We start from the raw sequence: 26,069 nt of genomic DNA on the forward strand, positions 1-26,069 counted from the left end.
CCTGCATGATTCATTTTCTTAAGCAGAAGAGCATGCATCGTTCAATCGGTTTACTTTTCGTCATTACGAAAAACAAACCCCTCCCCTACTCTCTTTCCTCAGGTTCGACCGCATTATCATCAAGCACATCAGCCTGGGCCTGAGTAGGATCCTCTACTTCTTCAGTATCTTCGCTATTTTCTTCAGTATCACTTTCTCCGTTATCGTATGCTTCAAAATAGGCTCCTACATCAATATGGATAATCCCCTTCTGCCCTTCTTCAATTTGCGAGGCGATTGATGGATAAGCCAGTATTTTCTCTGAAAACGTACGTATTGAGGCTTGAACCTCATATCCGTCATTCATATATAATTTAATTAAATATGGATTATCTTCAGTTGGAGCATAATGAATTTCTGATATAAGCGCCGTAATGCTGCCAGGCACCTTTTTTAAGGCCTGAGCCATCTCCTCTAAGTAAGTCTCTTTTGAGAAGTCTTTTAATATCGGTGCATCTCCACCCGGAAATTCGGAGGTAGTATCTAAGTATGCTCCATTTTCAAGAATAGGCTGAAACTGCCCTTCCGTCTGCCGGTAACCGATTCGCTCAGCCTCATCAATCTTAATAACGATCGTGCTCGGCAGGTTCCTTGAAACATCTGCGCTGAGGACCTGTTCATGTTTTGAGACTCTGTTAGAAATAGCTTCAGGATCAAGCTGCCATATATTTGATTTGCTTCCGATTTCAGCCATCTCTTTAATTTCATTCTCATCTACAAATCTATTTCCTGTCACTTCTACATTTTTCACATGGCTTAATGGAGATTGCAAGTATACGACTATAGCAATTAGAACAAATAGTATGGATAAATACTGAACAAGCCTTCTATTCGCTTTTTTCTTTCTAATTTGTTTAAGTTTTGGTATTCGCTCTTCAATGGAAACAACTTTTTTTTCTTCCATATTAGGCATTTCTCCTTGTTGTCATTCCCACTTATTCTAATAAAATGTCAGACATTTTATACATCCTCCATTATATCACATCAAGCGCTGCATTAATGTACGAGATTATATTTGTTTTCAATTTTTATAACTATTTTTAGGGAGGACTTTAGAACTAAGAAAGAACCTTATTGTAATTCCCCGGTAGGAGTTTTCTTTAAACATTTAACTTACACTTCTTTTTTTTATATAAAATCAGATTTAAGTTGTTAATAGACAGCATTTCATGATCCGTTTTCTCTTTCTCTATTTTCCCATACAAAAAAACTACTTTCGAAAGAAAATCAATACTTTTTTCTTAATAGAGTGGACTGGTACTTGGAAAACACAGGCTTCCTTGTCCGAACGTTGAGCTTTCTCAGGCTTTATCCCATAGAAATCTCGCTGTTTCGACGTTAAAGACCACCCGCCCCCCCCCTTAGTTACCTTACTTTATCTTAAAAGCTATAGTGATCTTTTTCAAAGAAAAAATTAAAGGACACCAAAAAAGCAAAGAAGACAGCTGTCGTTACAATATCGACAGCTGTGGTTGTATTAGTTTTATGATATTTCTTCTATTTTGAATAGCGGCTGACGCTAAGCAACAGCCCCAGCGCTGCAAGTGTGAGTGTCAGCGATGAACCCCCATAGCTGATGAGCGGCAGTGTAATCCCGGTAACCGGGATTAAACCTGTGACTACACTTACATTTATCATAACTTGTATGGAAACCATTCCTACAATTCCAAGAGCCAGAAGACTCCCAAATAAATCAGATGCCAGAAGACTTGTCCGCACGCCTCTCCATAATAAAACAAAAAACAGAAGCAGAACGACCACTCCTCCAATGAAGCCGAGCTCCTCTGCAAGTACAGAATAAATAAAGTCGGTCTGCGGTTCGGGAAGGTAAAAAAACTTCTGCATGCTTTTCCCAAGCCCTAAACCAAGTAAACCACCGGGCCCGATCGCATATAGTGACTGTATAATCTGAAAACCGCTTCCGAGCGGATCCTCCCATGGATGAAGAAAAGCTGTTATCCTTTTAATCCGATAAGGGGCGGACGCTATTAAGGCCACTAACCCGCCGATGCCACCGGCTACGATTAACATAAAATGAGCGATCCTTGCTCCTGCCACAAACATCATGACTAAACAGGTTCCGACCATAACGACTCCTGTCCCCAGGTCAGGCTGCAGCATGATTAAAGCGAATGGTACAAGGATAATAGCAAGTCCCGGCAGGAAACCTTCCTGAAAAGAAACAATCCGCTTTTGCCGCTGAGACAGAAATTTAGCCAGAAAGATAATGAGACCGAGCTTCATAAATTCGGAAGGCTGGATACTGAACATGCCAATTCCAATCCAGCTTCTCGCTCCTCCTCTTACCATTCCCACTCCTGGAATAAGAACGAGTATTAAAAAGAGTAGACAAACAGCTACAATAACCTTCGCATGCTTATACCAAACATAGTAAGGAATTTTAGATAAGATGGTCATTGCTATTAAACCCAAAACCGCAAATAAAGTCTGCCGCTTAGCAAAATACCAGGCATCATCAAATTTGTATTCAGACCAGATACTCGAAGAACTGTAAACCATCACCACACCAATCGTTAAAAGAGAGAGGATAGATATGGTGAGCCAGATATCAGGTTTTTGTTCATTTTCAGCCATAAAAAAGCCCTACCTCCCAATTTGGAAAACAGGGCTTAAAGCTTGTACATAAGCCCTTACTACAGCTTATGCACAGCCTCTTTAAACTTATTACCTCTTTCTTCAAATGTACGATATTGATCCCAGCTTGCACATGCAGGTGACAATAGAATTACATCTCCGAATTCGGCAGCCTGCCTGGCCTGCTGAACAGCTTCGGCCATCGTTTCTGCGTATTGAATCATGGCTATGCCTGCTTTTTTGCCGGCATCGGCCATTTTCCCAGCCGTCTCTCCAAATACAATCATAGCTTTAACGCCGTGAAGAAATTCGACAAGTCCGTCAAAATCATTTCCACGGTCAAGGCCTCCTGCCAAAAGTATGACAGGCTTATCAAAAGCTTTAAGAGCATATGAGGTCGCTAGAATATTAGTAGCTTTTGAATCATTATAATAATAAATGTCGTCCTTCTTAGTAACAAATTCTAAACGATGCTCCACTCCGCCAAATGTTGTTAGAACATCATAAATGGCCTGATTGGATACACCCGAGAGTTTAGCAGCCGATAAAGCAGCCAGAATATTGGCCAGGTTATGCTCCCCGACTAAGACAATATCTTTCCGCTTCATAATTTTTTCATTCTTAAAGTAAATCCAGTTCTCATCAGCCCAACCTCCATCTACCTTCTTTTTCGATGAAAAAGGAACAAGGGTGGATTTAAAGCTGGGAAGGAATGAAACAATATTCTGATCATCAGCGTTATAAACGAGATAGTCGTCACTATTCTGATTTTTTGCTATGTTGGCTTTTGCGGCGAAATACTCACGTGCCGTCCCATGATAATCTAAATGGGCTTCAAATAGATTCAGCCAGACAGCAATATGAGGACGGAACTTCTCTATCCCCATTAATTGGAAGGAAGAAAGTTCCACAACCATTGTTTCTTCCGCTTCTGTAGACCGGGCTACCTCTGAAGCTACTTCACCTATATTGCCGGCGATAGACACTCGCCGACTATCAGCTTCTATAAATGAGTGAAGAAGTGTGGTAGTTGTTGTTTTTCCATTAGACCCGGTAATCCCGATCATCTGACCTTCATGAAGGAATCCAGCCAGCTCAACTTCGGTAATTACAGGGATCTTACGTTTTATCGCTTCTTTCACCATTACATTATCATAAGGAATTCCTGGATTTTTCACAACTACTTCTGCCCCATCTAATAGAGAAAGAGGATGGCTTCCAATTACGATTTTTGCCCCTTTTTTCTTCAACTCTTTAACTTCAGAACTGCTTTCATCTGCTTTATAATCGTTTACAATCGTAGAAATTTGGCTGTCCAGTAAAAGTTCGGCAGCTGCTTTTCCGCTTTTCGCAAGACCGAGGACTAATGCGCGTTTGTAAGGAAATGAAGTCAATGTTTTCATCCGAACATCACCTCGATATACATGCCGAGAATGGCAAATAGAATTCCGACAGCCCAGAAAGTGGTGACTACCCGCCATTCAGACCATCCTTTTAATTCATAATGGTGATGAAGCGGACTCATTTTAAACACTCTTTTTCCTGTCGTTTTAAAAGAGATAACTTGAATAATTACGGAAAGTGTTTCAATAACAAAAACTCCTCCAATGATCACTAAAAGCAATTCCATCTTTGAAAGAATAGCAATGATTGCGATAGCGCCACCTAAAGCCAGAGATCCTGTATCTCCCATAAAGACTTTAGCCGGGTGGGCATTGAAAACAAGGAAACCTAAAAGCGCACCGACAACAGCCAGAGAGAAAACTGCAACTTCTATATTTCCTCCAATAATCCAGGCTAATATACCAAATGCACCAAATGCAATAGCTGCTGTTCCTGCCAGCAGTCCATCTAAACCATCTGTTAAGTTAACAGCATTAGAAGCCCCGACAAGCATAAATAATATGAGCAGCGGATACAATATTCCAAGTTCCAGCTGAAGGTCAGTTCCTGGTATTGAAATATATGTTGGAAAACCGTTTTGCTGGAGAAGGATATATACAACAATTGCGATAACAATTTGTCCAAGCATTTTCTGTTTGGAAGTTAAGCCTAAATTCCGCTTTAAAGCGACCTTGATATAATCATCTAAAAACCCAAGCAGACCGTATCCAACAAGTACAAATAAAACGATAAAAATATGTACCTGACTCGGCTCCGGAATAAACCAGAAGCTTGAGACAAGAGTAGTAATAGTAATAGCAATTAAAATCATTACTCCTCCCATTGTAGGAGTACCTGATTTTTTTTGATGCGATTTAGGGCCTTCGTCTCTAATACTCTGCCCGAATTTTAATCTCCTTAGAAAAGGAATGATAAGAGGTGATAATATGACGGTTAGTATGAATGAAAGCGCCATAGTTAGTAATAATATATAGTCGTTCAATGAAAACTTCCTCCTTAAATGTGTCGTCAGCGCCTAATCATTATTTATTAGATCTTTTATTAATTCTTCAAGTTTCATACCTCTTGAAGCTTTAATTAAGACGACAGTATCAGGTGTCAATTCTGTCTTCACCTGATCGCTGAGTGATTGCTTATTTGTAAAATGTTGGCTTCTGATTCCTTTATTGCTCTTCTGGACAGCTTCTGTTATTCTCGAGGCATTTTCACCAATAGTATAGACAGCATCGATTTCAGAAGTTATGACAGATGCTACATCGGCATGTAAGTCACCCGAAAACTTCCCAAGCTCAAACATATCCCCTAGAACTAAAACTTTCTTCTTCTTTGCTTTCAGGTGCAGAATAACTTCAATAACAGCTTTCATAGATGTGGGTGATGCATTATAAGCATCGTTAATAATTAATGAGCCGTGTAACCCTTCAAGCTTTTCATACCTCATCCCGGATAACTGAAGGTTTTCAAGCCCTTTCTGGATTTCTTCAGAAGACATGTTAAGTTTTAGTGCGAGCGCAATTGCATAAGAAGCATTCTTAACGTTATGCTTCCCAGAAAGAGGCAAATGATAACGAATCTGATTAATAGTAAAATAACTATCATCATCTTGCTCATCAACTTGTTCAATAAGCTGCGTACAGCCTTGATTAAATCCAGAACTTATGGCATGAGCTTTTAGAGGATGATCTTTTAGAAGCTCTTCATCTCCATCATAAATAAAAGCACCTTCCTGCCAGCCGTCTAAAATTTCAAGCTTAGCTTCAGCAATCCCTTTACGTGAACCTAAGAATTCAATATGCGACTCGCCAATATTTGTAATAATGGCATAAGAAGGACGAGCGAGCTTAGAAAGCAGAGAAATTTCCCCCGCCTGGCTCATTCCCATTTCCAATACAGCGACTTCTGTATCTTCAGGCATTGAAAGAATCGTCAACGGCAGACCGATATGATTGTTGAAATTACCAGCCGTTTTATGTGTTCGGTATTTCACTTGAAGAACCGAAGCAACGAGGTCTTTAGTAGTCGTCTTGCCGTTCGAACCCGTAATGCCGACAACGATTGGTTTTACTTTGTTCAAATAAAAGGAGGATGTCTCCTGTAACGCCTGGAGAGTATCCTCAACAAAGAAAACCGGAAACTCAGTTGGCACAGCTTTAGGCAGTTCCCTGTCTTTCTGCCATAGAGCGGCCACAGCTCCGTTTTTTATGGCATCCATTAAAAACAGATGGGCATCAAAATTTTCGCCGGCAAGAGGGATAAACAGACTCTGTTTTTTCTCAATCCGTGTATCTGTCATTACCGCCCGGAGAGGGATTTTATCATTCGCCGCTCCCCTATGATCTGAAAAAACTGCGGATAGCTCTTGAACTGTAAACATTACAAAAAACTCCCCTTAACCTTCTGTAAAATATCTTTAGCTACTTCATAATCATCGAAATCGTACCGGACTCCATGAATTTCCTGGTAAGTTTCATGCCCTTTACCTGCAATCAGCACCATATCGCCTTCTTCGGCCGTATGTAATGCCATTTCAATTGCTTTCTTTCTATCAACTTCTACATCAAACGAGCCGGTCAAATGGTTCGTCATATCTTTGAGAATCATTTGAGGATCCTCGGTTCTTGGATTATCTGAAGTAAACACGGCATGGTCGGCGTACTTCATTGCTACATCTGCCATCAGCGGACGTTTCGTACGGTCTCTGTCACCGCCACAGCCTACTACTACTCTTACTTTTCCTTTGCAGAATTCCTTTATCGTTTTAAGGACATTTTCAAGGGAATCCGGTGTATGAGCATAATCAACTACCACACCAAACGGCTGGCCTTCGTTAACCGGTTCGAATCGTCCCTTAACACCTTTTGTTTCACCAAATGCTTTTTGAATTACATCTAATCCTACTTCAGACACAATAGCTGCACCAGCTGATGCGAGCATGTTATATATACTGAACATCCCCATTAACGGGCTGTCAATTTTAACTTTGCCCCGAGGAGTACTCATAGTGAAGGAACATCCTTTTTCATGGAGAGAAATATCTTCAGCTATAATATCTGCCGGATTATTAATGCCATATGTTAAAACAGGCATTGCCGTTGAACGAATAAGAGTTGGAGCAACAGGCGAGTCGTTGTTAATAATGGCAAATTTGGCCTGCTTCATATTATACCCGTTCCCTAACTGAGCGAACAATAGGGACTTTGCCCGAAGATAATCCTCCATACTGCTGTGATAATCCAGATGATCCTGGCTTAAATTGGTGAAGATTGCTACATCAAAGTCACAGCCGTAAACACGTCCCTGATCAAGAGCATGTGAGGAAACTTCCATAATCGCTGTACTCACACCCTCATTCACCATCTGATGGAAACTCTGCTGTATAGATAAAGCATCAGGTGTTGTATTTTTTACGGGATAAGTATTACCGGCGATTTTCATCTGAATAGTACCGATTGTAGCTGTACTTGCTTTCTGTAATGAAAAAATCTCATCGAGCAGGTACGTTATCGTTGTTTTTCCATTTGTACCCGTAACACCGATTGTATGAACTTTCTCTGTAGGAAATTCATAAAAAGCTGCAGAGATTATCGCAAGGGCTTTCGTCGTATCGTTAACATAAACAACTGGAAAATCAATATTTAACTCTTTCTCTGCTATAATGACGGACGCACCCTGGTCGATGGCGGCCGGGACATAATTGTGTCCATCTGACTCGCTTCCAATGATACATACAAATACGTCACCAAGGGATACCGACCTCGAATCCATAGAAATGCCGAAAATTTCGAGATCATTAATAGTTTGATTTGTTTTATAATAAGGTATTGCTTCGAGTAACTTAGTTAATTGCATTCATACCATCCTAACTGTCTGCACATTCTATCTCATTATAGCAAAAATTATAAATGATGTATGGTTTAATCAATAATTTAGAAAAGTCAATTATCGTTAAAGTAAAGTCGGAGGGTTGATCCGCTTTCCACTTTTGTTCCTGCTTCGGGAGCCTGGGAAACCACTTTATCTCCTTTTCCATTTGATTCAATCTTCAAATCAATAAGCATATTTTTTATTTCTTTTTTCGTCATCCCCGTAACATCAGGAACTTCTAATAATGGCTCTTCCGGCCACTGGTATTCTTTCGCAAGTCCGTCTTTTCTTGCTTTAACTCCCATTGCACGCAGGCTGTCTTCCATAATGGATCCGACAATTGGAGCAGCAACTACTCCCCCAAATTGAACCGTTCCTTTTGGATTATCTACAGCTATATAGACGACAAGCTCTGGATCATCAGCTGGGGCAAAGCCGATAAAAGATACGATGTGATTATTTTTCATATATTGACCGTCTTTCCCGACTTTCTGAGCTGTTCCGGTTTTGCCTCCCACCCGATATCCTTCTACATAAGCACCTCTCCCTGTACCTTGTGCTACTACAGATTCGAGTGCCTCACGCACTTTTTTGGAGGTTTCTTCTGAAATAACTCTTTTTACTAGTTTTGGCTTATTTTTCTCCAGGACATCTCCACTTATCGGATCAAGCCAGGCTTCCTGGACATACGGCTCATAGTATTCTCCGCCATTAACGGCAGCCGCTACCGCCATAACCTGCTGAATCGGTGTGACAGATACACCCTGGCCAAATGCAGTTGTGGCTTGCTCAACAGGTCCGACCTGTTCAGGTTTAAAGAGAATCCCTTTACCTTCTCCCTGAAGATCTATGCCTGTTTTCTCTCCGAATCCAAATTTATTGATATATTCAAAAAGACGTTCTTTTCCAAGCCTTTCCCCAAGCTGTACAAACCCCGGGTTACACGAGTTCTGTACGACTTCTAAATAGGACTGGCTTCCGTGCCCTCCCCTCTTCCAGCAGCGCAATGTAGCACCGGCGACTTTCGCTGATCCTGAATCATGAAAATGATCGTCATGTAAATCAACTAGTCCCTCTTCAAGAGCAGCAGCCAACGTAATAATTTTAAAGGTAGAACCTGGTTCATATGTACTCCATACCGGCAAATTTCGGTTGTACACGGAAGCTTCTACCTCTTGGTAATTATTTGGATGAAAATTCGGGCGAGATGCCATTGCTTTAACCTTCCCTGTTTGTGGATCAACAGCCAGGGCAATAACTCCATCAGGATTATATTTCGCGACTGCCATATCCAGCTCCCGTTCTACAATAGACTGAACCTTGTGATCAATTGTTAATTGAAGGTCCTGTCCATCAACAGGGGGTGTATACGTATCTGCCATATCTGGCATTCTCTTTCCTTTCGCATCAGAGAAGAAAGACAGCGCTCCTTCCTTCCCTTTTAACTTGTCATCGTAGTACGCTTCTAACCCGAGAAGCCCCTGGTTATCAATTCCGCTGAACCCGAGAACATGAGAAAGAAACGCCCCATTTGGATAATAGCGCACGGAATCCTCAGCTACATAGACACCGGGCAAGTCAAGCATCTGAATAGCGTAAGCCTGTTTATCTGATATTTTACGCCCTTCCGGGTGCAGCTTTTCAATAGATACCTGCTTTGTTACATGGGTATAGGCTTTTTCTACACTCATATTAAGTATGCCGGCCAGCTGCTCAGCTGTTTTCTCCGGATCTTTAACCTGCCGCGGAACAACCATTACCGTAGGAGCAGATTGGTTTCCAACCAAAACTTCTCCGTTAGTATCTAGTATTTTGCCTCGCTCTGGTTCAAACGTAATATCCCTGCCCCAGGACTCTTCTGCCTTGTCCACTAAGAAATCACTTAACACAAATTGTACATAACCAAGCCGTCCGGCAATTACAAGAAAGATCAAAAAACCAATAAAAAAAACAGTGACTAACCGTTTTCTTACGATCACCTGTGATACTCGCCTCATATCCATAACTCCTTTTGTTTACGATAGAGTAAGCTTGTATCACTATATGCAATCGAATAACGATTAGAACACTGCTTCACTTACAGCTACTCGGGCGGAGCAAGCTCCACTACAAGATAGCCGCCTTTATTTAATTTTGCACCTTTCTCTACATTCTGCTTAATGACGTAGCCATTGCCCATCGTTTCAACCTGCAGTTCAAAATACTCTGCAAGCTTCTGGACATCGCGAAGTGACCAACCGGTTATATCCGGCATTGCGGGTTCATCTGTAATTACTATAATTCGCTGATCAGATAATACTTTTTCCCCTGGTTCCGGAAGAGTTTTCACTACCTCTTTCCCTTCACCCACGAAGGTGATATTACTGAAATCTTTTTTCAGCTCTTTTTTAGCTTTATCCGTATTCTCTCCCGCATAATCTTTCATTTCCAGTTCCTCTACCTTTGCTTCACTAGCCTGGTCTGGATTAACATCCAGATAATGCAGACTGTTTTCCATAACAGACTTAACAATATGTGTAACTGGCTCAGAACCAGTCTCTGTAACATCCAGTTTCGGCTGTTTTACAGCCACATAAATTAAGAGTTCAGGATCTTCAACAGGAGCCATTCCAAGAAATGAAAAGATATGATTTTCTTTTCCGGTTTTATAGCCCCCGCCCTTTTGAGGAATTTGAGCGGTACCTGTTTTTCCTCCTAAGGAATAATCACTTAGTTCAAATGGTTTTCCAGTGCCGTGTTCTCCAGAAACTACTTGTTTTAATAAATCTCTCATCTGGCTGGCAGTTTCCGGTGAAATAGGTTCATCTATTACTTCAGGTTTTTTCTCTTTGATAATTTCTCCATTTTCGCTGGAAGTAATTTGAGACAGCGTATACGGCTGCATCATCTTACCATCATTAGCAATAGCTGTTGCAGCGGTTAACAGCTGCATAGGAGTCGTAGTTGTCCCTTGGCCAAATGTAGTAGTAACCTTTTCAATTGGATAGTTATACAATAGTTTGCCGACACCTTCACCCGGGAGATCGATTCCAGATTTCTCATCCAGATGAAATTCCGATAGATAATCTCTATACTTTTCAGGGCCTAATTTTTCATAACCCAATATGGAAGCAGCCACGTTAGACGATCTCTCAAAACCTTCATCAAAAGTGATCTCGCCCCATCCTTCAGGTTTATGATCGTGGATTTTCGTGCCTGAAGCTTCATACGATCCCGATTGAAAGGTGTCTTCCCCATCATAAACTCCTTCTTCGATAGCAGCTGCCCACGTAAACATCTTCATTGTGGAGCCAGGTTCAAAGGAATCGGAAATAATATCATTGTACCAGTTTTGCACTTCACCTAAATCGTTTGGGTTATAGCTAGGACGGTTTCCTAACGCCAGTACCTGCCCTGTATCAGGATCAAGCACAGCTGCCATAATTTTTTCCGGCTCATACTCATCATCTACCGTAGCCATAGCATCTTCCAGAAAAGTTTGGATTTTTTGATCAATGGTTAAATGAACATTCTCTCCATCATCTGGTTCGGTTAGTACTTCATTTGGATTTAGCAGCTTTGAACCGTATTTATCCCGCTCATAAGAAATTTGTCCCTTTTTCTCTCGAAGATAATCTTCCATTTGCTTTTCTACACCGCTTACTCCAGTAATATGTCCTTCTTCTGGACGAGCAAATCCGATGATATGGGATGCAAACGTTCCATTAGGATAATAGCGTTTGGCCTCTTCCGTGAAGTTAATTCCGTTTAAGTCCATTTCTTCGATTTGATCTTTTACATCCTGAGATAATTCTTTTCCTTTATTGCCAAACTCCACTTGAAATCTGCCATCTTCCTGTGCTTCTACAATTCGATCCTCGATCTCAGACCTTTCCAAATCAAGAATCGGCGCCAAAGCAGAGGCGGTTCCAGCAGGATCGTCTACATGATCCGGGTCTTCTTCCGAGCGAGAATAGGCTGGGTCTACAATAGCATAGATTTTGTAAGTTGGACGATCATAAGCGAGCAGCATACCATTTTTATCATAGATGTTTCCTCTCTTAGCATCTAATGAATATGAACTCGTCCGTACTTCCTCCGCCCATTCGTTTAAATTAACTCCCTGAATTTCAGCTGTTGACTGAATATAAATAAATCGTCCGGCAATGATGAGAAATATTACAGAGAAACCAAGTATTAGAATCGCGGCACCTTTATGCGTATTGGAGCTCTTCATAAAGGTTCACCCACCTCCGTTTAATTTCCCATAACACCTGCTTGTTTCACCTCTGCGTTTTGAATCTTCAATCCGTTTTCTTTAGCGATCTGCAGTATGCGGTCAGGATTACTTAATTCTTTTGCTTCAAAAGCCAAATTTTCATTGGAAGCTTTCTGTTGTTCAATTTTAGTTTCCATTTTTTGGATATCGCGGTTTAATGTATCAGTTCCTGACGTGAAGTTTACCATGAAGACAGATGCAGCAATTACAACTCCCGTTGCCAAAGAATACAGCGCCTTTTCCCCTGTGCTGATCCATTGTTTTTTCTGTATTTTAACTTTAACTTGTTTTTTTGGCTGCTGCTGTTCTATCGGCTGATAATTTCTCGCTCTCTCTATACTCACGTTCGTTTCCACCCTTCTTCATAGATAAAAGCATCTGTCCAAGGTCTTATTTTCTCTACAACTCGTAATTTTGCCGACCTTGAACGTCGGTTATCATCGAGTTCTTCTTCATTAGCGATTATAGGTTTTCGTGTTACTAATTTAAATGGAGGCTGCTTATCCTCCGGAATAACAGGAATATTTTTAGGAAGCGGAGGATTACTGCTCCACTTTTTGAATGCCTGCTTACAAAGCCTGTCCTCTAAAGAGTGAAAAGTAATAACGGCTATCCGGCCTTCTTTTGATACTACTCTTGCTGCCTGATGAAGCGTATCTTGAAAAGCTCCTAACTCATCATTAACAGCAATCCGAATCGCCTGGAAGATCCGCTTGGCTGGATGCCCGCCCTTTCTTCTGGCAGGAGCAGGAATTCCATCCTTAATTAAATCAACAAGTTTTCCTGTCGTTTCAATGGAAGCTTCTTTACGGGCTGCTTCAATTTTTCTTGCTATTTGTTTTGAAAACTTCTCTTCACCATATTTAAAGAAAATTCTAACTAAGTCTTCATAAGACCACTCATTAACGACGTGCCATGCGGATAACCTTTGGTCCTGATTCATCCTCATATCCAAAGGAGCATCATTATGATAGCTGAACCCTCGTTCTGCAACATCCAGCTGGGGACTAGATACACCTAAGTCATAAACAATACCATCTACATGGTTAATTCCTAATTCATCTAGTTTTTCTTCCAGCTGTCTGAAATTCGCATGGACAAAAGTGACTTTACCTTCATAAGGCTTTAATCTCTCTTTTGCTGCTTCTAAAGCTTTTACGTCTTGATCAAATGCTATTAATTGACCTTTATCAAGTTTAGAGGCGATCGCCTCAGAGTGGCCTCCCCCTCCTAATGTGCAATCTACATAAACCCCCTCAGGCTTAATATGTAATTGCTTAATAGTTTCTGATTTTAAAACACTGTAATGTTCAAACATACTCTCACTCGTTTCTCTATCTATCAAATATCAAAATCTAACATATTCTCCGCAATTTCTCCGAAAGACTCCTCGGATTCTTCAAAGTAAGTCTCCCACTTATCCTTGCTCCAAAACTCAATACGGTTGGAAACCCCAATAATAACACACTCTTTTTCCAGCGCAGCGTGATTGCGAAGGGGAGGAGGGATATTAACCCGACCCTGCTTATCTACTTCACATTCAACAGCACCTGATAAGAAAAAGCGGGTAAAAGCGCGGGCATCTTTTTTAGTGAGTGGTAACTTCTTAAGCTTTTCCTCCAGTAATGTCCACTCACTCATAGGATAGGCGAATATACATTGATCTAAACCGCGTGTCAGCACAAAGCCGTCTAAAAGTTCATCGCGAAATTTAGAAGGAACGATGATCCGGCCTTTTGTATCAATGTTATGTTGAAATTCGCCCATGAACATATAGTCTTCCCCACTTTCTAATTTCAGACTACCACATCGCCCCACTTTTCTCCACTCATTTTTTATAATTCGATATAAGGTAAAAAAATCCTGCCATTGAAGGCAGGATTCTAAAGGTTTTTTAGTTCAGTTTTATAGGTGGAGAGAAGTGGGTGGCAACTTACAACTCAATCAAGTAATGTCCCTTCTCCTCTTCCAGATCTTTCTGATTTACTCGTTGAAACAAATCCAGTCCGTAACGGTTAATCCATGGAAGGATGTTCCACACTCTTTCCTGCAGACTTCCATTCGGACGAAGTATTAATTGAAGATACTCAAAGTCACCGAGTTCATGCTGATATCTATCTTCAATCGATTGGACCATCCGCTTCTTCAAAAATTCAAGTGATCCTTCGATATATTGCCAGTTTTTCTCAGCCAGCGCCCCTATATCAGAAGAGATTTCACCAGCCGTTTCTCTTAACGGTTTATGCAGACGGTCCATTTCTTCATTAACCTGAGCGATTAGCTGGTCGATCGGAGGCGTACTCTTTGAAGCCAGCCAGTTTAATTTCAAATGGCCGGCACCGTGCTTAACGATTTCTTCTCTATCCAGATGATAATCTCGTAGAAGCTGAACTGTTTTTCGATCAGCCAATGTAAAAGATAGACGTGGAACAACCGGAGGCATTGCTGCATTTACTGCTTCAAATGCTGGTTTCAATACACCCCAGTAATTAATTTCTCCAGGCCCTCCGATAAAAGCGAGTACCGGAAGAAGCAGTTCCTGCATCACCGGCCGTGTCACCACATTGTTGCTTAACAGCCAGGGAGCTTCTTCAGCCACTTTCTCAAGTTCTTCTAAGGTTAAGGTGAGCTCATCTCTTTTTCCTGAGAATGTTCTACCTGTATTCTTCGTAAGCAGCACCCGTTCCTGATTATGGTGGTAAAATAAGTGTGCATCCTCAGGTTCACAATCTAAAGGAGCAGGGTAACCAAGCTTCTGATGATCCTGAAGAGCTGTAAATACTCCTTTACCGATCTCCTTATTACACTGAAGCAGCTGCTTAAAATAATCGGCCTCAAGCTGGCGGATTTGACGCGCATGGGCATCCATTAAAATAATTCCGCTGTCTTTAAACAGGACATGAACGATTTCTGCAAAAAAATCAGTGTAGCTGCTTGAAAGGCTGACCATTTTTTCAAATTGTCTGTATAGATCCATCGTATGTTCCGTTTCAGCCAGCTCGGCGAACACCCCGGAAAGCCAGCTTAAAACTGATTCTTTATCAAATGGCAGATCAGATACCGAGAATTTCTCATTTATTTCTGTCTCTACTGGATACTTTTTCATTTGCCCATCTTTTTCCTGATAAATATGGTTAATTTCTGCAAAATCATGATCTTCCCCGGCTATCCAGAAGATAGGCACCACTGCATGGCCGAGCTGTTTTTCTTTCTTCTTTGCCAGCTGCAGTACTGAAATAATTTTATTTACAGTATATAAGGGACCTGTTAACAGACCAGCCTGTTGGCCGGCTACTACCGCTGTCGTCTCTTTTTCCTTAAGTTTATCTATATTTTCAAACGTCTGCTCTGAAGCTCCCCAGCGCTCGTTCATTTCCGTAAAAATTCCTGCAAGTTTCTCCCGCTGGTATTCACGGTTTTGAATCTCCCTATCCCTTTTCTTCCAATCTTCCTCTAAAAAAGGGTTATAGTTGAATTTATGTTTTAAACTATTGAAATTGTTTTTATAGTCGGAAACGAATGAATGAACATCCGGTAAACTTATTGGCTCGATTTGCATGTGACCTTCTCCTTCTATACATAGGTTGATATGTACCAATATGTATTTTACATAAATCTCACCTTATGTTCACCTAATCTGTTTGTTATAAAAACAGCCGAGCAATTATTCCATATAAAGTAAGTCCCACATAAACGAGAGCAAAGAATAAAAAACTCAGCCTGAGAAAGCTTTTAAAAGATTTATAAATAAGAACTTCCTCGTGAATCTTATACTGGATGATCATGGAGAAAGCAAGAAGTCCAAGAAGAAAAACAAGAATCCATGGGAAGAAATTCTGATTAAAGAGGACGACAAAAAGCACATGAACTGCCAGAACTAAAACCGGCACCATTAAATGTGTTGTTTGATGGACGGCTTTTCTCTTATTCCGGAAAAGCTTTCGTGAAAAGAAATATAATAGAAATAAAAAGAATAAGGGAGCACTAACAATAAAAGCAATAGTATAAATAAAAAACTGACTCATAAACGCTCTCCTTTTCGATTTTTTTCTTCAAGGGCACGGATTGATTCTATCACAAATTCGTGAAAAGGCGCCTGTTCGTTTAAAATTTGAAAAATGTAGCCGCTGATTGCCTCAATTTCTGTTTTTCTTCCACATAAGATATCCTTATACATTGAGGAATGATTACTTCCTGTATTTTCAGCAATGTTTGTTATTCTTTCCCATTGTTCTTCATTATCAAGATTTAAAGCAATGGATGCTTCCTGACACAGCTTATGGGCAAGGAACCTAATATGGGGGTTTTCTATAATATGGGCATTCTTCACCTGGAAAATAGCCGTAAGTGGATTAATCACCGTGTTAATAATCAGCTTCCTGGAAAGCATATAATAATAATTCCCGCACGAATAAAACGGAAACTCATCCTTAGAAATCAACTGTGCCCAACCGATTACATCAGCCTCACCTTTAAATACAGCCATTTGAACAGATCCTTTTCCAGTATGAGAAACTTGGTTCATCGCTATTTTTAAAGCCCCATGCTCTACAACTCCCACTGCACAAGGGTTTTTCAGCTTCTCAAGAAGAGATAGGTGGGCCATTCCATTTTGCAGAAATAAAAGCGGGGTTTGAGCAGGGAGTAAATCGAAAATTTGAGTGAGGTGATACTGTTTAACCGTAATCATCATAAGATCACAAGAGTGTTTGTGCAATTCATCACTTAATAATACATTAACGTGTGCTGTACGGTTATCACAAATAATTCCTTCTGCTTCAATTAGTTCTTTTTGTTCTAAAGACCGGACATAAAGGAAGACTTCATGCTCACGGCTTAAATAAGAGGACAGCAGCAGCCCTACTGATCCTCCACCTAAAATACCTATTTTCAAGTGCTCACCTCCCAATTTCTACATTTATTGTAGCAGAATTTACAGAAGGAGAGTAAGCAATTCCTTATTCGGCCATTTGTTCATTTCATTCTGAATATTTTTATATTATAATGAAAGAAGAGAGAATTTGGAAAGGGGAATCTAGAGTATGCATACAAAATTAAAAGTCCAACCTCTTTTAGTAAATTATAAAACGTTAGAAGAGTTTAAACGATTTAAAGAATATGGCCATCAGGAATTAGCTATGCTTGAAGAATTGGAAAGCAATATTGTAGAAAATGACAGTGAATCACCGTTTTTCGGTATTTACTTTGGAAACGCTTTAGTAGCTAGGATGAGCCTTTATAAGGTTTCTAAAAAATATGATCACTATTTTAATCCTCCACAAGATTATATGGAGCTGTGGAAACTTGAAGTACTCCCGGATTACCGTGGACAGGGCTATGGGAAGGCGCTTGTCGATTTTGCAAAAGGCTACGGTATGCCTATAAAAACTAACCCGAGAGTGAAATCTGAAGCTTTCTGGGATAAAATGGGCTTCTCACCTGCCGACTATGATATGGAAAGAGATTTAGGAGAAAATCCTTTGATCTGGCTTCCCAGCGGTGTTGAGGAACGCAAATCTTAATAGAAAATAACACAAGGCCGCTACAATTTTGTAGGGCCTTTTTTCATTAAGAAGAACTTTGATATCTGTCTTTCACCCAGTTTGTCAGTTTATCTATTTCTAACCAGGCTTCTTCCCACTGTTTAATTTGATTCTTTAATTGAAGGTTTTCTTCATTTAACTTATAAAGTCTTGCCTGCAGCTGTTCTTGATCGTGCTGGGCAGACTGCTGTTTCATTTCTTTTAATAAAAGAATAGCGTCATCAAGAGAAATAGATGAGTTCACAGAAGCTGCCGCAGCAGTTCCAAGTACAGCTTTTTGAGTCGTTCTTTTCTGCTTAGCTTCCTTTATTTCATTTTGATACCGCTTGCGCACAGTCGCATTCCATCTAAACCCGCAGGCTGCCGGTGTACGGTTAAGCCGGCGGGCAACTTCCTGAAAGGCTTCTAATTGTGTATGGCCCTCCTGGATGTATTCAAGGACGGTTTGAGCTAAAAGATCATCTTCCTCTTCCTTCCAGGCATCTTGTCTTGGAGCATCCATTATATCCCCTCCTCTATTGGTTTGCTTATAGTTATGCAAAGGAGGAGATTGATAGACTATAATTTAAGATTTTTTTCTTGAGTCCATAAAATTCCTTACCGCTTCTATGTGTTCTTTCGATTCCCATAGCTTAGCGCAATTTGCCGTTTCTTTATCCATCGCGCCCTTATTAATCGATAGTTTTTCCAGATATTGATTCTTAAACCAGCGCACTTGTTTTACACTTTTTTCTAAAAAAGGTTCAGCAGCCTCTTCCGCATTTTTATAATCCCCAATATTATGTAGCCAGCCTATTTGATGGGCGGTCTCCCCACTGTACATCTCTGATACTAGCAGCCAATGGGAAGCATACTCCGGTCTAATCCTCTGATACAGCAGCTCTCCCCCACCCCAACCTGGAGTAATACCAAGTTTGCCTTGGACAAACCCATAGAAAGCTCCTTCATTTCCGTAGCGGAAATCGCAGGCTGTAGCAAGTTCACAACCTCCACCTCTTGCCTGCCCATTTAACAAAGCGATCGTCGGTACTGGAAAGACTGCCAGCTGATACAGCACTTCATTCATCGGTTTCAAAATTTGATAGGCTTCCATTTCACTAAGACCGCCATGGAGCTCACTTAAATCACCTCCTGCACAAAAAGCGCGTCCTTTTCCTGTTAATACGAGACACTTTAAACCCGGTTTTTGTTTAAGCGATTGTAAGGCTGAGGCAAGTTGACTCGTCATTTCCTTTGAAACCGCATTCATTTTTTCCGGTCGATTAAGCGTAACAACTGCAAGTCCGTTCACATGTTCATTAACTATAATTTGTTCCATCTTAAAATGCTCCTTTCCCGCGATAGCTTTGTTTCTTTATATGTTACCAAAATCCCATAAAAAAAGAGTCTGAATATTATTCAGACTCTTTTACCCGGTTACTGGGAAACTACTTCTTTTCCGTTATAATGTCCACAAGATTTGCAAACATGGTGAGGTTTGAAATACTCGCCACAGTTAGAGCATTCTACCATTCCAGGTACGTGTAATTTTTTATGAGTACGACGTTGGTTTTTAACCTTTTTGGAAGTTCTACGCTTTGGTACTGCCATGTTCTACACCTCCTTTATATCTACGAGAGGAAAGGGATATTTCCTTATTCGTCATTTTCTTCATTTAATAATGATTGCAATTTAGCCATTCGAGGATCGATTTTCTTTTCCTCCGCTTCCTCACTTACCACTTGCCATCCCTTACCTTCTGTAAGAGCCTGCTCTTGAGCCTTATCATCTTCAGAAAATACACGAGTCGGAACCTCTAATATTACATTTTCCTTGATATAAGGAGTTAAGTCAAGAACTTCTCCCTGAATAGGGTGAATTTCACTCTCATCTTCTTCTTCATAGTAGGAAGAAGCGTTAAAATGCTCTTCAGCCTCAAAACGAAAAGGATAGGGTACATCCACTAATGTACGGGCACAGGGAAGAGTCATTTCTCCTTCCACAGTAAACGTAACATGAATGTCTTCACCATACTTTACTGCTTGGCCGGAAACATGAACCGGCGTGATCTTACGGATATCGTTATTCATATCCTCTAATTCGTGAATTTCTACATCATCTTCAAATTCAAACGGCTTATCACCTGATTGACTAAGCTTTTGTAGAGGAAATTTCATTGTTATCACCTCATGGCAACAAGAGTTATTGTAAAAGGATTTTGGTAATTTGTCAATATTTTTTCTTTACACCTAAGGAATTGACAGTACTTCTATTTTAATAAACTTTTGCTTCATTCACAACTATCTAAGGATGACATGATAAAATTAAGGAAATGCTTACTATAAAAAGGAGGTAGTGTTTAATGAAAGCATGCGGGATTATTGTGGAATATAACCCTTATCATAATGGACATCTTTATCATGCCCAAGAGAGCCGAAAGCTTTCTAATGCTGATTGTATAATTGCAGTAATGAGCGGACAGTTCCTTCAGAGGGGCGAACCTGCGATCATCGATAAATGGCACAGGGCTAAGGCAGCCTTACAATCAGGCGTAGACCTCGTTATCGAGCTCCCCTACCTTTATGCTGTCCAGCACAGTGACTTTTTCAGTAAAGGGGCCGTTGAGGTGCTCGGAGCTTCAGGTGCAGAGGCTATCTGTTTCGGGAGTGAACAGGGAACGATCGAACCTTTTCTTAACGCCTATAAACAATTACATATACATGGCCCTCACTACCAATGGGAATTAAAAAAGGCTTTAGGAGAAGGCATCTCTTTCCCTAACGCTGCCCGAAGAGCCCAGCAGGCGATAGGACTGGATAAAGAGGCCATTGATTTTTCATCACCTAATAATATATTAGGCTACAGCTATGTTAAACAAATATTAACAAGCTTTCCGTCGATTGAACCAATGACAATAAAGCGAAAAGAAAGCCAGTACCACGATACTGAAATATCAGGGAAAATGGCCAGTGCCACTAGCTTAAGAAAACAGATTCTTGAAACAGAGGATATAGATGAAAATGTAAGATCCTCTATTCCAAAAAGTACAATAGAACAGCTTTATTTATATAAGGAACAAGCTGGCCTGTGGCATAACTGGGAACTTTATTTTTCACTGCTCTATTATAAACTATGTACATTAAGTCACGAGCAGCTGCGGCGTTACCATGGAGTGGATGAAGGACTTGAATATCGTTTAAAAGAATTCGCCGCTTCATCTCTGAGCTTTCAACATTTTATGAAGCGTATAAAAACAAAACGGTACACATGGACACGATTACAGCGGACATGTGCCCATATTCTTACCGGCTTAGAAAAAGAAGAAGCTGACAGGCAGCTTGATACACCTCTGCCTTACATTCGAGTCCTTGGCATGAATGAGACTGGACAAAGATATTTAAGCAGACAAAAAAAGCATCTTGACCTTCCTCTGTTCACCCAGCCACAAAAATTTGAGGAACATCCATTGCTTTCCATTGAGAAAAGAGCATCCGTTACTTATTACAGCCCACTGGCAGCAAAAAAAAGAATCCGTCTTTCTCATTCAGAATTCGGCCCGCCTGTTCGAATAATAGACTAAAAAAATCCTGCAGCTGATCTAATTGATCAATGCAGGATTTTTTTCTAGGCACTTTTATCAGGAAGTTTTTCTAAATAATCAACGGCATCCTGAAAAGTATCGACAGGGACAACTTTCATATCTGTTCCAATTTCATCTGCGGCTTGCTTTGCAATTTGATAATTTGAATTCTCCGCTCCATCTTCATTCGGTGCAAAGAATATATCACATCCGTCTTCATCTGCAGCAATTACCTTTTTATCTATCCCACCGATACGTCCAACATTTCCGTCATAATCAATTTCCCCGGTGCCTGCAATTTCATACCCTTTACTGTAATCCTCTTCTGTCAGCTGATCAAACATTTCAAGGGAGAACATCAGACCTGCGCTAGGACCACCGATTTCACCGCTTTTAATCGTTGCTTTTGGCTCTACTTCTACCGCACGATCAGTTACTAAAGATATTCCTACTCCCACTTTTTCCTGCTGGTCAGGGAAAGGTGCTACTTCAATTGTTTTCGTCAGGGTTTCATCTTCACGCTTAATCGTAAGCTCAACCTCGTCTCCTTCATTCAAGCGTTCCACATAATTAACAAGGTCACTCGATTCATCGATTGATTGATTATTTACTTTAATGATTTCATCTCCTGCCTTCAGCTTCTGCTCAGCAGGCATCCCATCAAGAACGTTCACGACAAATACTCCGTTATAGTCTATTGTAATATTTTTATCGGCTGCCTGATATGCCACTACCTTAGCCGCTTCCTGTGAAGACTCCATTAACTGCAGCTGGGCATGAAAGTAGTCTTCTTCTGAAATGCCCTGTGGCCTTACCTGTTCAATCGGCACCACTTCATGATATGGACGCACTTGAGAAATAATCCATTGCAACGGGGTCGCCTGTCCTCCGCGGACCGTAACTAAATGCATATCTCCTTCACTTCCATAAGCTCCTTCAATTTCTACAAAGGGATCCAACGCATCCGCTGTTCCAGGTTTATAAATATAATAAGGCAACCGATAGGCACCAATAAAAGCTACGATTATAATCGTAATAATCCCAGTTATGATTATTCTTCTATTCGAATTCATTAGTCGTTAAGACCCCTTCCAATCTCGTATCTTAGCCAGAATGCTGTCTATTTTCTCTTCAGCTGCTTCCTCTCCGGCTTTTACAATATCTTTTATATCTGTAAATGCTCTTGAACTAAATTTGGATACATCCGGGCGAATCATAAAGTCGCTGGATACACCAGATACAGAAACTAATTCATCCTGCATAATATCTATACTGTGTATAATGACATCGTATATAGAATGAATCTCTGGTTCGCCGGCTATATGCGAACAATCTACTGCTATAATGATGTCTGCCCCCATTTCTCTGGCCACAGATACAGGAACTCTGTCGATCACTCCTCCATCGATATACAGCCTTCCGTCAATCTTTTCAGGCACAAATATGCCGGGAATCGCGATACTGGCCCGAACAGCCTCGCAAGCCGGCCCTTTCGTAAAAATTCTTTTCTTCCCTGCTGCTAAGTCAGTAGCAACGATAGACATAGGTACAGAAAAATCTTCAATATTTTTCCCAAATGTAAATAAACGGATATACTCTTTAATTCTACGCCCCTGAATAAATCCCATTTTCGGAACAGTAAAATCAAGGTAGTATTTCCGTTTAAAGGTGAAAGCAAGTTTATACATATCTTCCATTCGTTGACCGCAGGCATAAAAAGAACCTACAAGCGCTCCCATACTGCTCCCTGCTATTAAATCAACAGGTATGTTGTTCTCATCTAATACCTTTAGAACCCCAAGATGAGCAAAGCCCCTGGCGCCTCCTGAGCCGAGGGCCAGTCCGATGATCGGCTGTTTCATAAAACATCTCTCCCGGCAAAAACGTCTTAAGTTATTTTATGATTTTTGCTCATCAGTTATGAGCCTTAACATAAACATTAAGAAGAAGGGGTCAAAACTATTTTACTATGGATATTTTTATAAGTACAGAATTCAAGCCGCTTAAAAAAAGGGGTGATTTCACTGGCTTTATTCAAAACCATTATATTAACAGTTATTACTTTATTTATAACCTTTTCCCTTATTCAAATGCCTGATGTTGCTCTACAAGCCAGTAAACAGGGGCTTGAATTATGGTGGACGATCGTATTCCCTTCTCTACTGCCATTCTTTATCATTGCAGAGATCTTATTTGGTTTCGGGATCGTTCACGGAGTCGGATTGCTCTCTGAGCGGCTGATGCGTCCCTTATTTAATGTGCCCGGTTCCGGAGGCTTTGTTTGGATCATGGGAATGGCAAGTGGCTATCCAGCAGGGGCAAAGTGGACACGTGAACTCCGTCTTTCTGGACAAGTTTCCCGTATTGAAGCGGAAAGACTTGTCGCCTTTACAAACGCTTCCAGCCCATTATTTATTTTAAGTGCAGTAGCTGTAGGTTTCTTCGGTGACCCATCCTTAGGCTTTTTGTTCGCTGCAGGGCATTACGGTGGAAGTGTACTTGTCGGAATAGCGATGAGATTCTATGGCTACAAAGATACCCGCACAAGGTCACTCACCCGTTCGTTCTCAATTAAGCAGGCTGCTTTAGAGATACATAAAGCCCGCATGAAAGATGGACGGCCATTTGGCCACCTATTAGGTGAAGCAGTAACCAAATCCGTACAAACACTGCTCTTAATCGGTGGATTTATTATGCTTTTTTCTGTATTAACACAGTTGATTAAAGCAGGGATTCTTTTCGACGCCTTATCTTACCTCTTGACTATTTTTAAGGTCAATGAGGATCTCCATATGGCAGTCATTTCAGGGATTTTCGAGTTGACAACAGGAATTGGAGCCGTCACTTCCACTACTGCTCCATTGCTTACCCAAATTTTACTGGTTAGCTTTATGTTAGGTTTTCACGGCCTGTCGATTCAAGCTCAAATTGCTAGTATCTTGTCTGATACAGATATCCGGTTCATGCCATACTTCTTTGCACGGTTGTTTCATGGTGTTGCTGCATGCGTGTTAGTGACGATCTTTTATTATACAACCGATGCAGCAGCCAGACACTCACTGGCTGTTTCCAATCAGCCTGAATTTTATAAACAGTCTTACATGGAATTCATGATGAATTTTGGACCCGTTGTTACTATCACGAGCCTGTTTGCTGCATTTTTATTTTTATGGCAGAAAAGAAAGCAGTCCATTTAACAACATTGATGTTATCTGAGTGTTAGAGGACTGTTCCGTTTATGGATGAAAATCGCTCGCCTATCAGCGGTGAGCCGGTGAGCTAGCTCGTTGCACTCGCGGATTTCAGCATAGCTCTGTCATAATGAACCTTATCATTAAATATGTTATCTAAATGCTGAAAGCAGCCTTATTAAATAAGGCTGCTTTCTTTAAATGATAGATAATATTACTGATTATATTTCTTCTTTAAGGCTTCTTCTACAACTGGCGGTACTAAATCAGAGATGTTCGCCTGATACTTTGCGACTTCTTTAATAATGCTTGAGCTCAGGAAAGAATATTGATTATTTGTCATCACAAAAAATGTTTCAATCTGTTCATTTAATTTACGGTTCATCGACGTGATCTGCATTTCATATTCGAAGTCACTGACTGCTCTGAGACCGCGAATAATAGCCTGAGCCCCCTGCTGTTCAGCATAATCCATTAACAGACCTCCACAGGAATCTATGGATACGTTTTCAAGATTTTTGGTAACTTCCTTAAGCAGAGCTACACGCTCCTCTACATCAAATAATGGCGCTTTGCTTTGATTATTAAAAACAGCCACCGTTACATGATCAAAAACTTTGGCTCCTCGACTGATAATATCAAGATGGCCGTAAGTAACCGGGTCAAAACTGCCCGGACATATTGCTAATTTAGTCATGATATGAACTCCTTTTATCCAAAAATAGACACACCGATATTACTTCCATATTTTTCGGTTTTTATAAGCTTGAGATGCTGGACCTCATCCGGGACTTCTTCAGAAGCATCGTGTTCACAAACGATCGTTCCATCTTCAGCCAGAAGTTGATATTCAAGAATCTGCAGCATCAATTCTTCGTAAGAGAATTTTTTATATGGCGGATCAAGAAATATGTATTGAAAAGTTAACTCCCGCTTAGCGGCTGCTTTCAAAGCTCTAAAAGCATCTGCTCGAAAAACTTCCGCTCGTGATTCCAGCTTAAGTGTTCTTAAATTTTCATGAATGACAGAAATTGCTTTTGGCTGCTGGTCGACAAACACACAGGTATTTACACCTCTGCTTAGAGCCTCAATGCCCAGTCCACCACTTCCAGCAAATAAATCGAGTGCTGTTCCGCCATCAAAAAAAGGTCCGATCATATGAAAAACGGATTCTTTAACTTTATCCGTAGTCGGCCTTGTCTTATGATTAGGCACTGGTTTAAGAGCCCGTCCTTTATGTTCGCCGGCAATTACTCTCATAAGGGCTTCCCCCTCTCTTTTATTCACAATAATCCTACCATAAATCAATCTTAGGGGAAACTTTTCATTTTATTGTATAAAATTTTTCTTCCTGGTCATAATGTAGTATAGAAGCAGGACATTTGCTTCTGGAAACGGTGAAGACTTATCTCCCCATAAGTTCTTCGACCGGTTTCTCCTCTCCCTTTACTTTTTGCTTATCGTCATTAAGCAGGAAGAAGGGCTGTCCCTCGTAGGACAGCCCTATTTTTTTGCGTTTTGTTTACCATAATATTGTTATGTTTAATTTAACTTTTTCCCTATACTTTGTTCACAATTTGTTTCATCAGTGCTAAAGTGAAAAAAGACAATTAAAA

The 26,069-nt window shown here is 40.6% G+C and carries 25 protein-coding genes; 3 read left to right on the forward strand and 22 right to left on the reverse strand.

The window, feature by feature from the left end; translation table 11 throughout:
* Positions 1-85 precede the first annotated feature (85 nt).
* The 14 genes from B7E06_RS12220 to B7E06_RS12285 form a co-directional block, all read right to left on the reverse strand.
* Positions 86-943 (reverse strand): cell division protein FtsQ/DivIB, encoded by an 858-nt coding sequence (locus tag B7E06_RS12220; protein ID WP_082234257.1) that lies wholly within the window; start codon positions 941-943, stop codon positions 86-88.
* A 593-nt stretch (positions 944-1,536) separates the two neighbouring features.
* Positions 1,537-2,634 carry a stage V sporulation protein E gene (gene spoVE / locus B7E06_RS12225; RefSeq protein ID WP_082234258.1) on the reverse strand — a complete coding sequence of 366 codons (1,098 nt, stop codon included), beginning with the start codon at positions 2,632-2,634 and terminating at the stop codon, positions 1,537-1,539.
* Between the two features lie 59 nt (positions 2,635-2,693).
* Positions 2,694-4,037: a UDP-N-acetylmuramoyl-L-alanine--D-glutamate ligase gene (gene murD, locus B7E06_RS12230; protein WP_082234259.1), complete on the reverse strand. Its 1,344-nt coding sequence runs from the start codon at positions 4,035-4,037 to the stop codon at positions 2,694-2,696.
* On the reverse strand, positions 4,034-4,993 hold the full coding sequence (gene mraY, locus B7E06_RS12235) for a phospho-N-acetylmuramoyl-pentapeptide-transferase (protein WP_425432225.1): 960 nt from the start codon (positions 4,991-4,993) through the stop codon (positions 4,034-4,036). Before mraY ends, murD begins: the two co-directional genes overlap by 4 nt.
* A gap of 60 nt (positions 4,994-5,053) precedes the next feature.
* Positions 5,054-6,412, reverse strand: coding sequence for a UDP-N-acetylmuramoyl-tripeptide--D-alanyl-D-alanine ligase (locus tag B7E06_RS12240; protein ID WP_082234261.1), 1,359 nt, complete (start codon positions 6,410-6,412; stop codon positions 5,054-5,056).
* Positions 6,412-7,887, reverse strand: coding sequence for a UDP-N-acetylmuramoyl-L-alanyl-D-glutamate--2,6-diaminopimelate ligase (locus B7E06_RS12245; protein WP_082234262.1), 1,476 nt, complete (start codon positions 7,885-7,887; stop codon positions 6,412-6,414). Before B7E06_RS12245 ends, B7E06_RS12240 begins: the two co-directional genes overlap by 1 nt.
* Positions 7,888-7,973: 86 nt before the next feature.
* Positions 7,974-9,899, reverse strand: coding sequence for a stage V sporulation protein D (locus tag B7E06_RS12250; RefSeq protein WP_082234263.1), 1,926 nt, complete (start codon positions 9,897-9,899; stop codon positions 7,974-7,976).
* A gap of 86 nt (positions 9,900-9,985) precedes the next feature.
* The gene (locus B7E06_RS12255; protein ID WP_082234264.1) at positions 9,986-12,118 is read right to left on the reverse strand and encodes a penicillin-binding protein; all 2,133 of its coding nucleotides are present in this window, start codon (positions 12,116-12,118) and stop codon (positions 9,986-9,988) included.
* 20 nt (positions 12,119-12,138) lie between these two features.
* Positions 12,139-12,504, reverse strand: coding sequence for a cell division protein FtsL (gene ftsL / locus B7E06_RS12260; protein ID WP_082234265.1), 366 nt, complete (start codon positions 12,502-12,504; stop codon positions 12,139-12,141).
* The gene (gene rsmH / locus B7E06_RS12265; RefSeq protein WP_082234266.1) at positions 12,501-13,478 is read right to left on the reverse strand and encodes a 16S rRNA (cytosine(1402)-N(4))-methyltransferase RsmH; all 978 of its coding nucleotides are present in this window, start codon (positions 13,476-13,478) and stop codon (positions 12,501-12,503) included. The genes ftsL and rsmH overlap by 4 nt, the downstream gene beginning before the upstream one ends.
* A gap of 23 nt (positions 13,479-13,501) precedes the next feature.
* On the reverse strand, positions 13,502-13,933 hold the full coding sequence (gene mraZ / locus B7E06_RS12270) for a division/cell wall cluster transcriptional repressor MraZ (RefSeq protein ID WP_082234267.1): 432 nt from the start codon (positions 13,931-13,933) through the stop codon (positions 13,502-13,504).
* 160 nt (positions 13,934-14,093) lie between these two features.
* Positions 14,094-15,719 carry a bacillithiol biosynthesis cysteine-adding enzyme BshC gene (gene bshC, locus B7E06_RS12275; RefSeq protein WP_082234268.1) on the reverse strand — a complete coding sequence of 542 codons (1,626 nt, stop codon included), beginning with the start codon at positions 15,717-15,719 and terminating at the stop codon, positions 14,094-14,096.
* An 85-nt stretch (positions 15,720-15,804) separates the two neighbouring features.
* A complete protein-coding gene (locus B7E06_RS12280) occupies positions 15,805-16,185 on the reverse strand; it encodes a DUF3397 domain-containing protein (RefSeq protein ID WP_082234269.1) in 381 nt (126 codons plus the stop codon).
* Positions 16,182-17,054, reverse strand: coding sequence for a 2-dehydropantoate 2-reductase (locus B7E06_RS12285; RefSeq protein ID WP_179134046.1), 873 nt, complete (start codon positions 17,052-17,054; stop codon positions 16,182-16,184). Before B7E06_RS12285 ends, B7E06_RS12280 begins: the two co-directional genes overlap by 4 nt.
* Before the next feature lie 148 nt (positions 17,055-17,202).
* On the opposite strand from B7E06_RS12285, the gene B7E06_RS12290 reads away from it, so the two are divergent.
* Positions 17,203-17,682, forward strand: a complete 480-nt coding sequence (locus B7E06_RS12290) for an N-acetyltransferase (protein WP_082234271.1) — start codon at positions 17,203-17,205, stop codon at positions 17,680-17,682.
* A 46-nt stretch (positions 17,683-17,728) separates the two neighbouring features.
* Here B7E06_RS12290 and B7E06_RS12295 read toward each other — a convergent pair whose 3' ends face one another.
* From B7E06_RS12295 to B7E06_RS12310, 4 genes are all read right to left on the reverse strand, one after another.
* Entirely contained in the window at positions 17,729-18,205 is a 477-nt protein-coding gene (locus B7E06_RS12295; protein ID WP_082234272.1) for an RsfA family transcriptional regulator, read from the reverse strand.
* A gap of 63 nt (positions 18,206-18,268) precedes the next feature.
* Positions 18,269-19,021 carry an enoyl-CoA hydratase/isomerase family protein gene (locus tag B7E06_RS12300; protein WP_082234273.1) on the reverse strand — a complete coding sequence of 251 codons (753 nt, stop codon included), beginning with the start codon at positions 19,019-19,021 and terminating at the stop codon, positions 18,269-18,271.
* A gap of 98 nt (positions 19,022-19,119) precedes the next feature.
* Positions 19,120-19,293, reverse strand: coding sequence for a 50S ribosomal protein L32 (rpmF, locus tag B7E06_RS12305; RefSeq protein WP_082234274.1), 174 nt, complete (start codon positions 19,291-19,293; stop codon positions 19,120-19,122).
* A 44-nt stretch (positions 19,294-19,337) separates the two neighbouring features.
* A complete protein-coding gene (locus B7E06_RS12310) occupies positions 19,338-19,859 on the reverse strand; it encodes a YceD family protein (protein ID WP_082234275.1) in 522 nt (173 codons plus the stop codon).
* A gap of 185 nt (positions 19,860-20,044) precedes the next feature.
* On the opposite strand from B7E06_RS12310, the gene B7E06_RS12315 reads away from it, so the two are divergent.
* Positions 20,045-21,262 (forward strand): nucleotidyltransferase, encoded by a 1,218-nt coding sequence (locus B7E06_RS12315; RefSeq protein ID WP_082234276.1) that lies wholly within the window; start codon positions 20,045-20,047, stop codon positions 21,260-21,262.
* Between the two features lie 44 nt (positions 21,263-21,306).
* Here the strand turns inward: B7E06_RS12315 and B7E06_RS12320 are convergent, their stop codons facing one another.
* Positions 21,307-22,335, reverse strand: coding sequence for a SepM family pheromone-processing serine protease (locus tag B7E06_RS12320; protein ID WP_082234277.1), 1,029 nt, complete (start codon positions 22,333-22,335; stop codon positions 21,307-21,309).
* A 6-nt stretch (positions 22,336-22,341) separates the two neighbouring features.
* Entirely contained in the window at positions 22,342-23,124 is a 783-nt protein-coding gene (locus tag B7E06_RS12325) for a patatin-like phospholipase family protein (RefSeq protein ID WP_082234278.1), read from the reverse strand.
* Positions 23,125-23,277: 153 nt separating this feature from the next.
* Here B7E06_RS12325 and ylbJ point away from each other — a divergent pair, with 153 nt between their 5' ends.
* Positions 23,278-24,459, forward strand: coding sequence for a sporulation integral membrane protein YlbJ (ylbJ, locus tag B7E06_RS12330; RefSeq protein ID WP_245807727.1), 1,182 nt, complete (start codon positions 23,278-23,280; stop codon positions 24,457-24,459).
* A gap of 208 nt (positions 24,460-24,667) precedes the next feature.
* Here ylbJ and coaD read toward each other — a convergent pair whose 3' ends face one another.
* Both coaD and rsmD read right to left on the reverse strand, forming a co-directional pair.
* Positions 24,668-25,150 carry a pantetheine-phosphate adenylyltransferase gene (gene coaD / locus B7E06_RS12335; protein WP_082234279.1) on the reverse strand — a complete coding sequence of 161 codons (483 nt, stop codon included), beginning with the start codon at positions 25,148-25,150 and terminating at the stop codon, positions 24,668-24,670.
* Positions 25,151-25,164: 14 nt separating this feature from the next.
* Entirely contained in the window at positions 25,165-25,713 is a 549-nt protein-coding gene (rsmD, locus tag B7E06_RS12340) for a 16S rRNA (guanine(966)-N(2))-methyltransferase RsmD (RefSeq protein WP_082234280.1), read from the reverse strand.
* Positions 25,714-26,069 lie beyond the last annotated feature (356 nt).

It is taken from the genome of Halobacillus massiliensis (genome assembly GCF_900166625.1).
GTDB classification, from domain to species: domain Bacteria; phylum Bacillota; class Bacilli; order Bacillales; family Halobacillaceae; genus Halobacillus_A; species Halobacillus_A massiliensis.

Coding starts and splice junctions, on each gene's coding strand:
- B7E06_RS12255 (WP_082234264.1), bottom strand. CDS start 12,118: ATGAAGAGCTCCAATACGCATAAAGGTGCCGCGATTCTAATACTTGGT.
- B7E06_RS12250 (WP_082234263.1), bottom strand. CDS start 9,899: ATGAGGCGAGTATCACAGGTGATCGTAAGAAAACGGTTAGTCACTGTT.
- rsmD (WP_082234280.1), bottom strand. CDS start 25,713: ATGAGAGTAATTGCCGGCGAACATAAAGGACGGGCTCTTAAACCAGTG.
- B7E06_RS12325 (WP_082234278.1), bottom strand. CDS start 23,124: ATGAAACAGCCGATCATCGGACTGGCCCTCGGCTCAGGAGGCGCCAGG.
- B7E06_RS12290 (WP_082234271.1), top strand. CDS start 17,203: ATGCATACAAAATTAAAAGTCCAACCTCTTTTAGTAAATTATAAAACG.
- B7E06_RS12315 (WP_082234276.1), top strand. CDS start 20,045: ATGAAAGCATGCGGGATTATTGTGGAATATAACCCTTATCATAATGGA.
- B7E06_RS12320 (WP_082234277.1), bottom strand. CDS start 22,335: ATGAATTCGAATAGAAGAATAATCATAACTGGGATTATTACGATTATA.
- rsmH (WP_082234266.1), bottom strand. CDS start 13,478: ATGTTTGAACATTACAGTGTTTTAAAATCAGAAACTATTAAGCAATTA.
- rpmF (WP_082234274.1), bottom strand. CDS start 19,293: ATGGCAGTACCAAAGCGTAGAACTTCCAAAAAGGTTAAAAACCAACGT.
- murD (WP_082234259.1), bottom strand. CDS start 4,037: ATGAAAACATTGACTTCATTTCCTTACAAACGCGCATTAGTCCTCGGT.
- B7E06_RS12280 (WP_082234269.1), bottom strand. CDS start 16,185: ATGAGTCAGTTTTTTATTTATACTATTGCTTTTATTGTTAGTGCTCCC.
- bshC (WP_082234268.1), bottom strand. CDS start 15,719: ATGCAAATCGAGCCAATAAGTTTACCGGATGTTCATTCATTCGTTTCC.
- B7E06_RS12220 (WP_082234257.1), bottom strand. CDS start 943: ATGGAAGAAAAAAAAGTTGTTTCCATTGAAGAGCGAATACCAAAACTT.
- B7E06_RS12240 (WP_082234261.1), bottom strand. CDS start 6,412: ATGTTTACAGTTCAAGAGCTATCCGCAGTTTTTTCAGATCATAGGGGA.
- B7E06_RS12245 (WP_082234262.1), bottom strand. CDS start 7,887: ATGCAATTAACTAAGTTACTCGAAGCAATACCTTATTATAAAACAAAT.
- mraZ (WP_082234267.1), bottom strand. CDS start 13,933: ATGTTCATGGGCGAATTTCAACATAACATTGATACAAAAGGCCGGATC.
- B7E06_RS12300 (WP_082234273.1), bottom strand. CDS start 19,021: ATGGAACAAATTATAGTTAATGAACATGTGAACGGACTTGCAGTTGTT.
- spoVE (WP_082234258.1), bottom strand. CDS start 2,634: ATGGCTGAAAATGAACAAAAACCTGATATCTGGCTCACCATATCTATC.
- B7E06_RS12295 (WP_082234272.1), bottom strand. CDS start 18,205: ATGGATGCTCCAAGACAAGATGCCTGGAAGGAAGAGGAAGATGATCTT.
- coaD (WP_082234279.1), bottom strand. CDS start 25,150: ATGACTAAATTAGCAATATGTCCGGGCAGTTTTGACCCGGTTACTTAC.
- mraY (WP_425432225.1), bottom strand. CDS start 4,993: ATGGCGCTTTCATTCATACTAACCGTCATATTATCACCTCTTATCATT.
- B7E06_RS12310 (WP_082234275.1), bottom strand. CDS start 19,859: ATGAAATTTCCTCTACAAAAGCTTAGTCAATCAGGTGATAAGCCGTTT.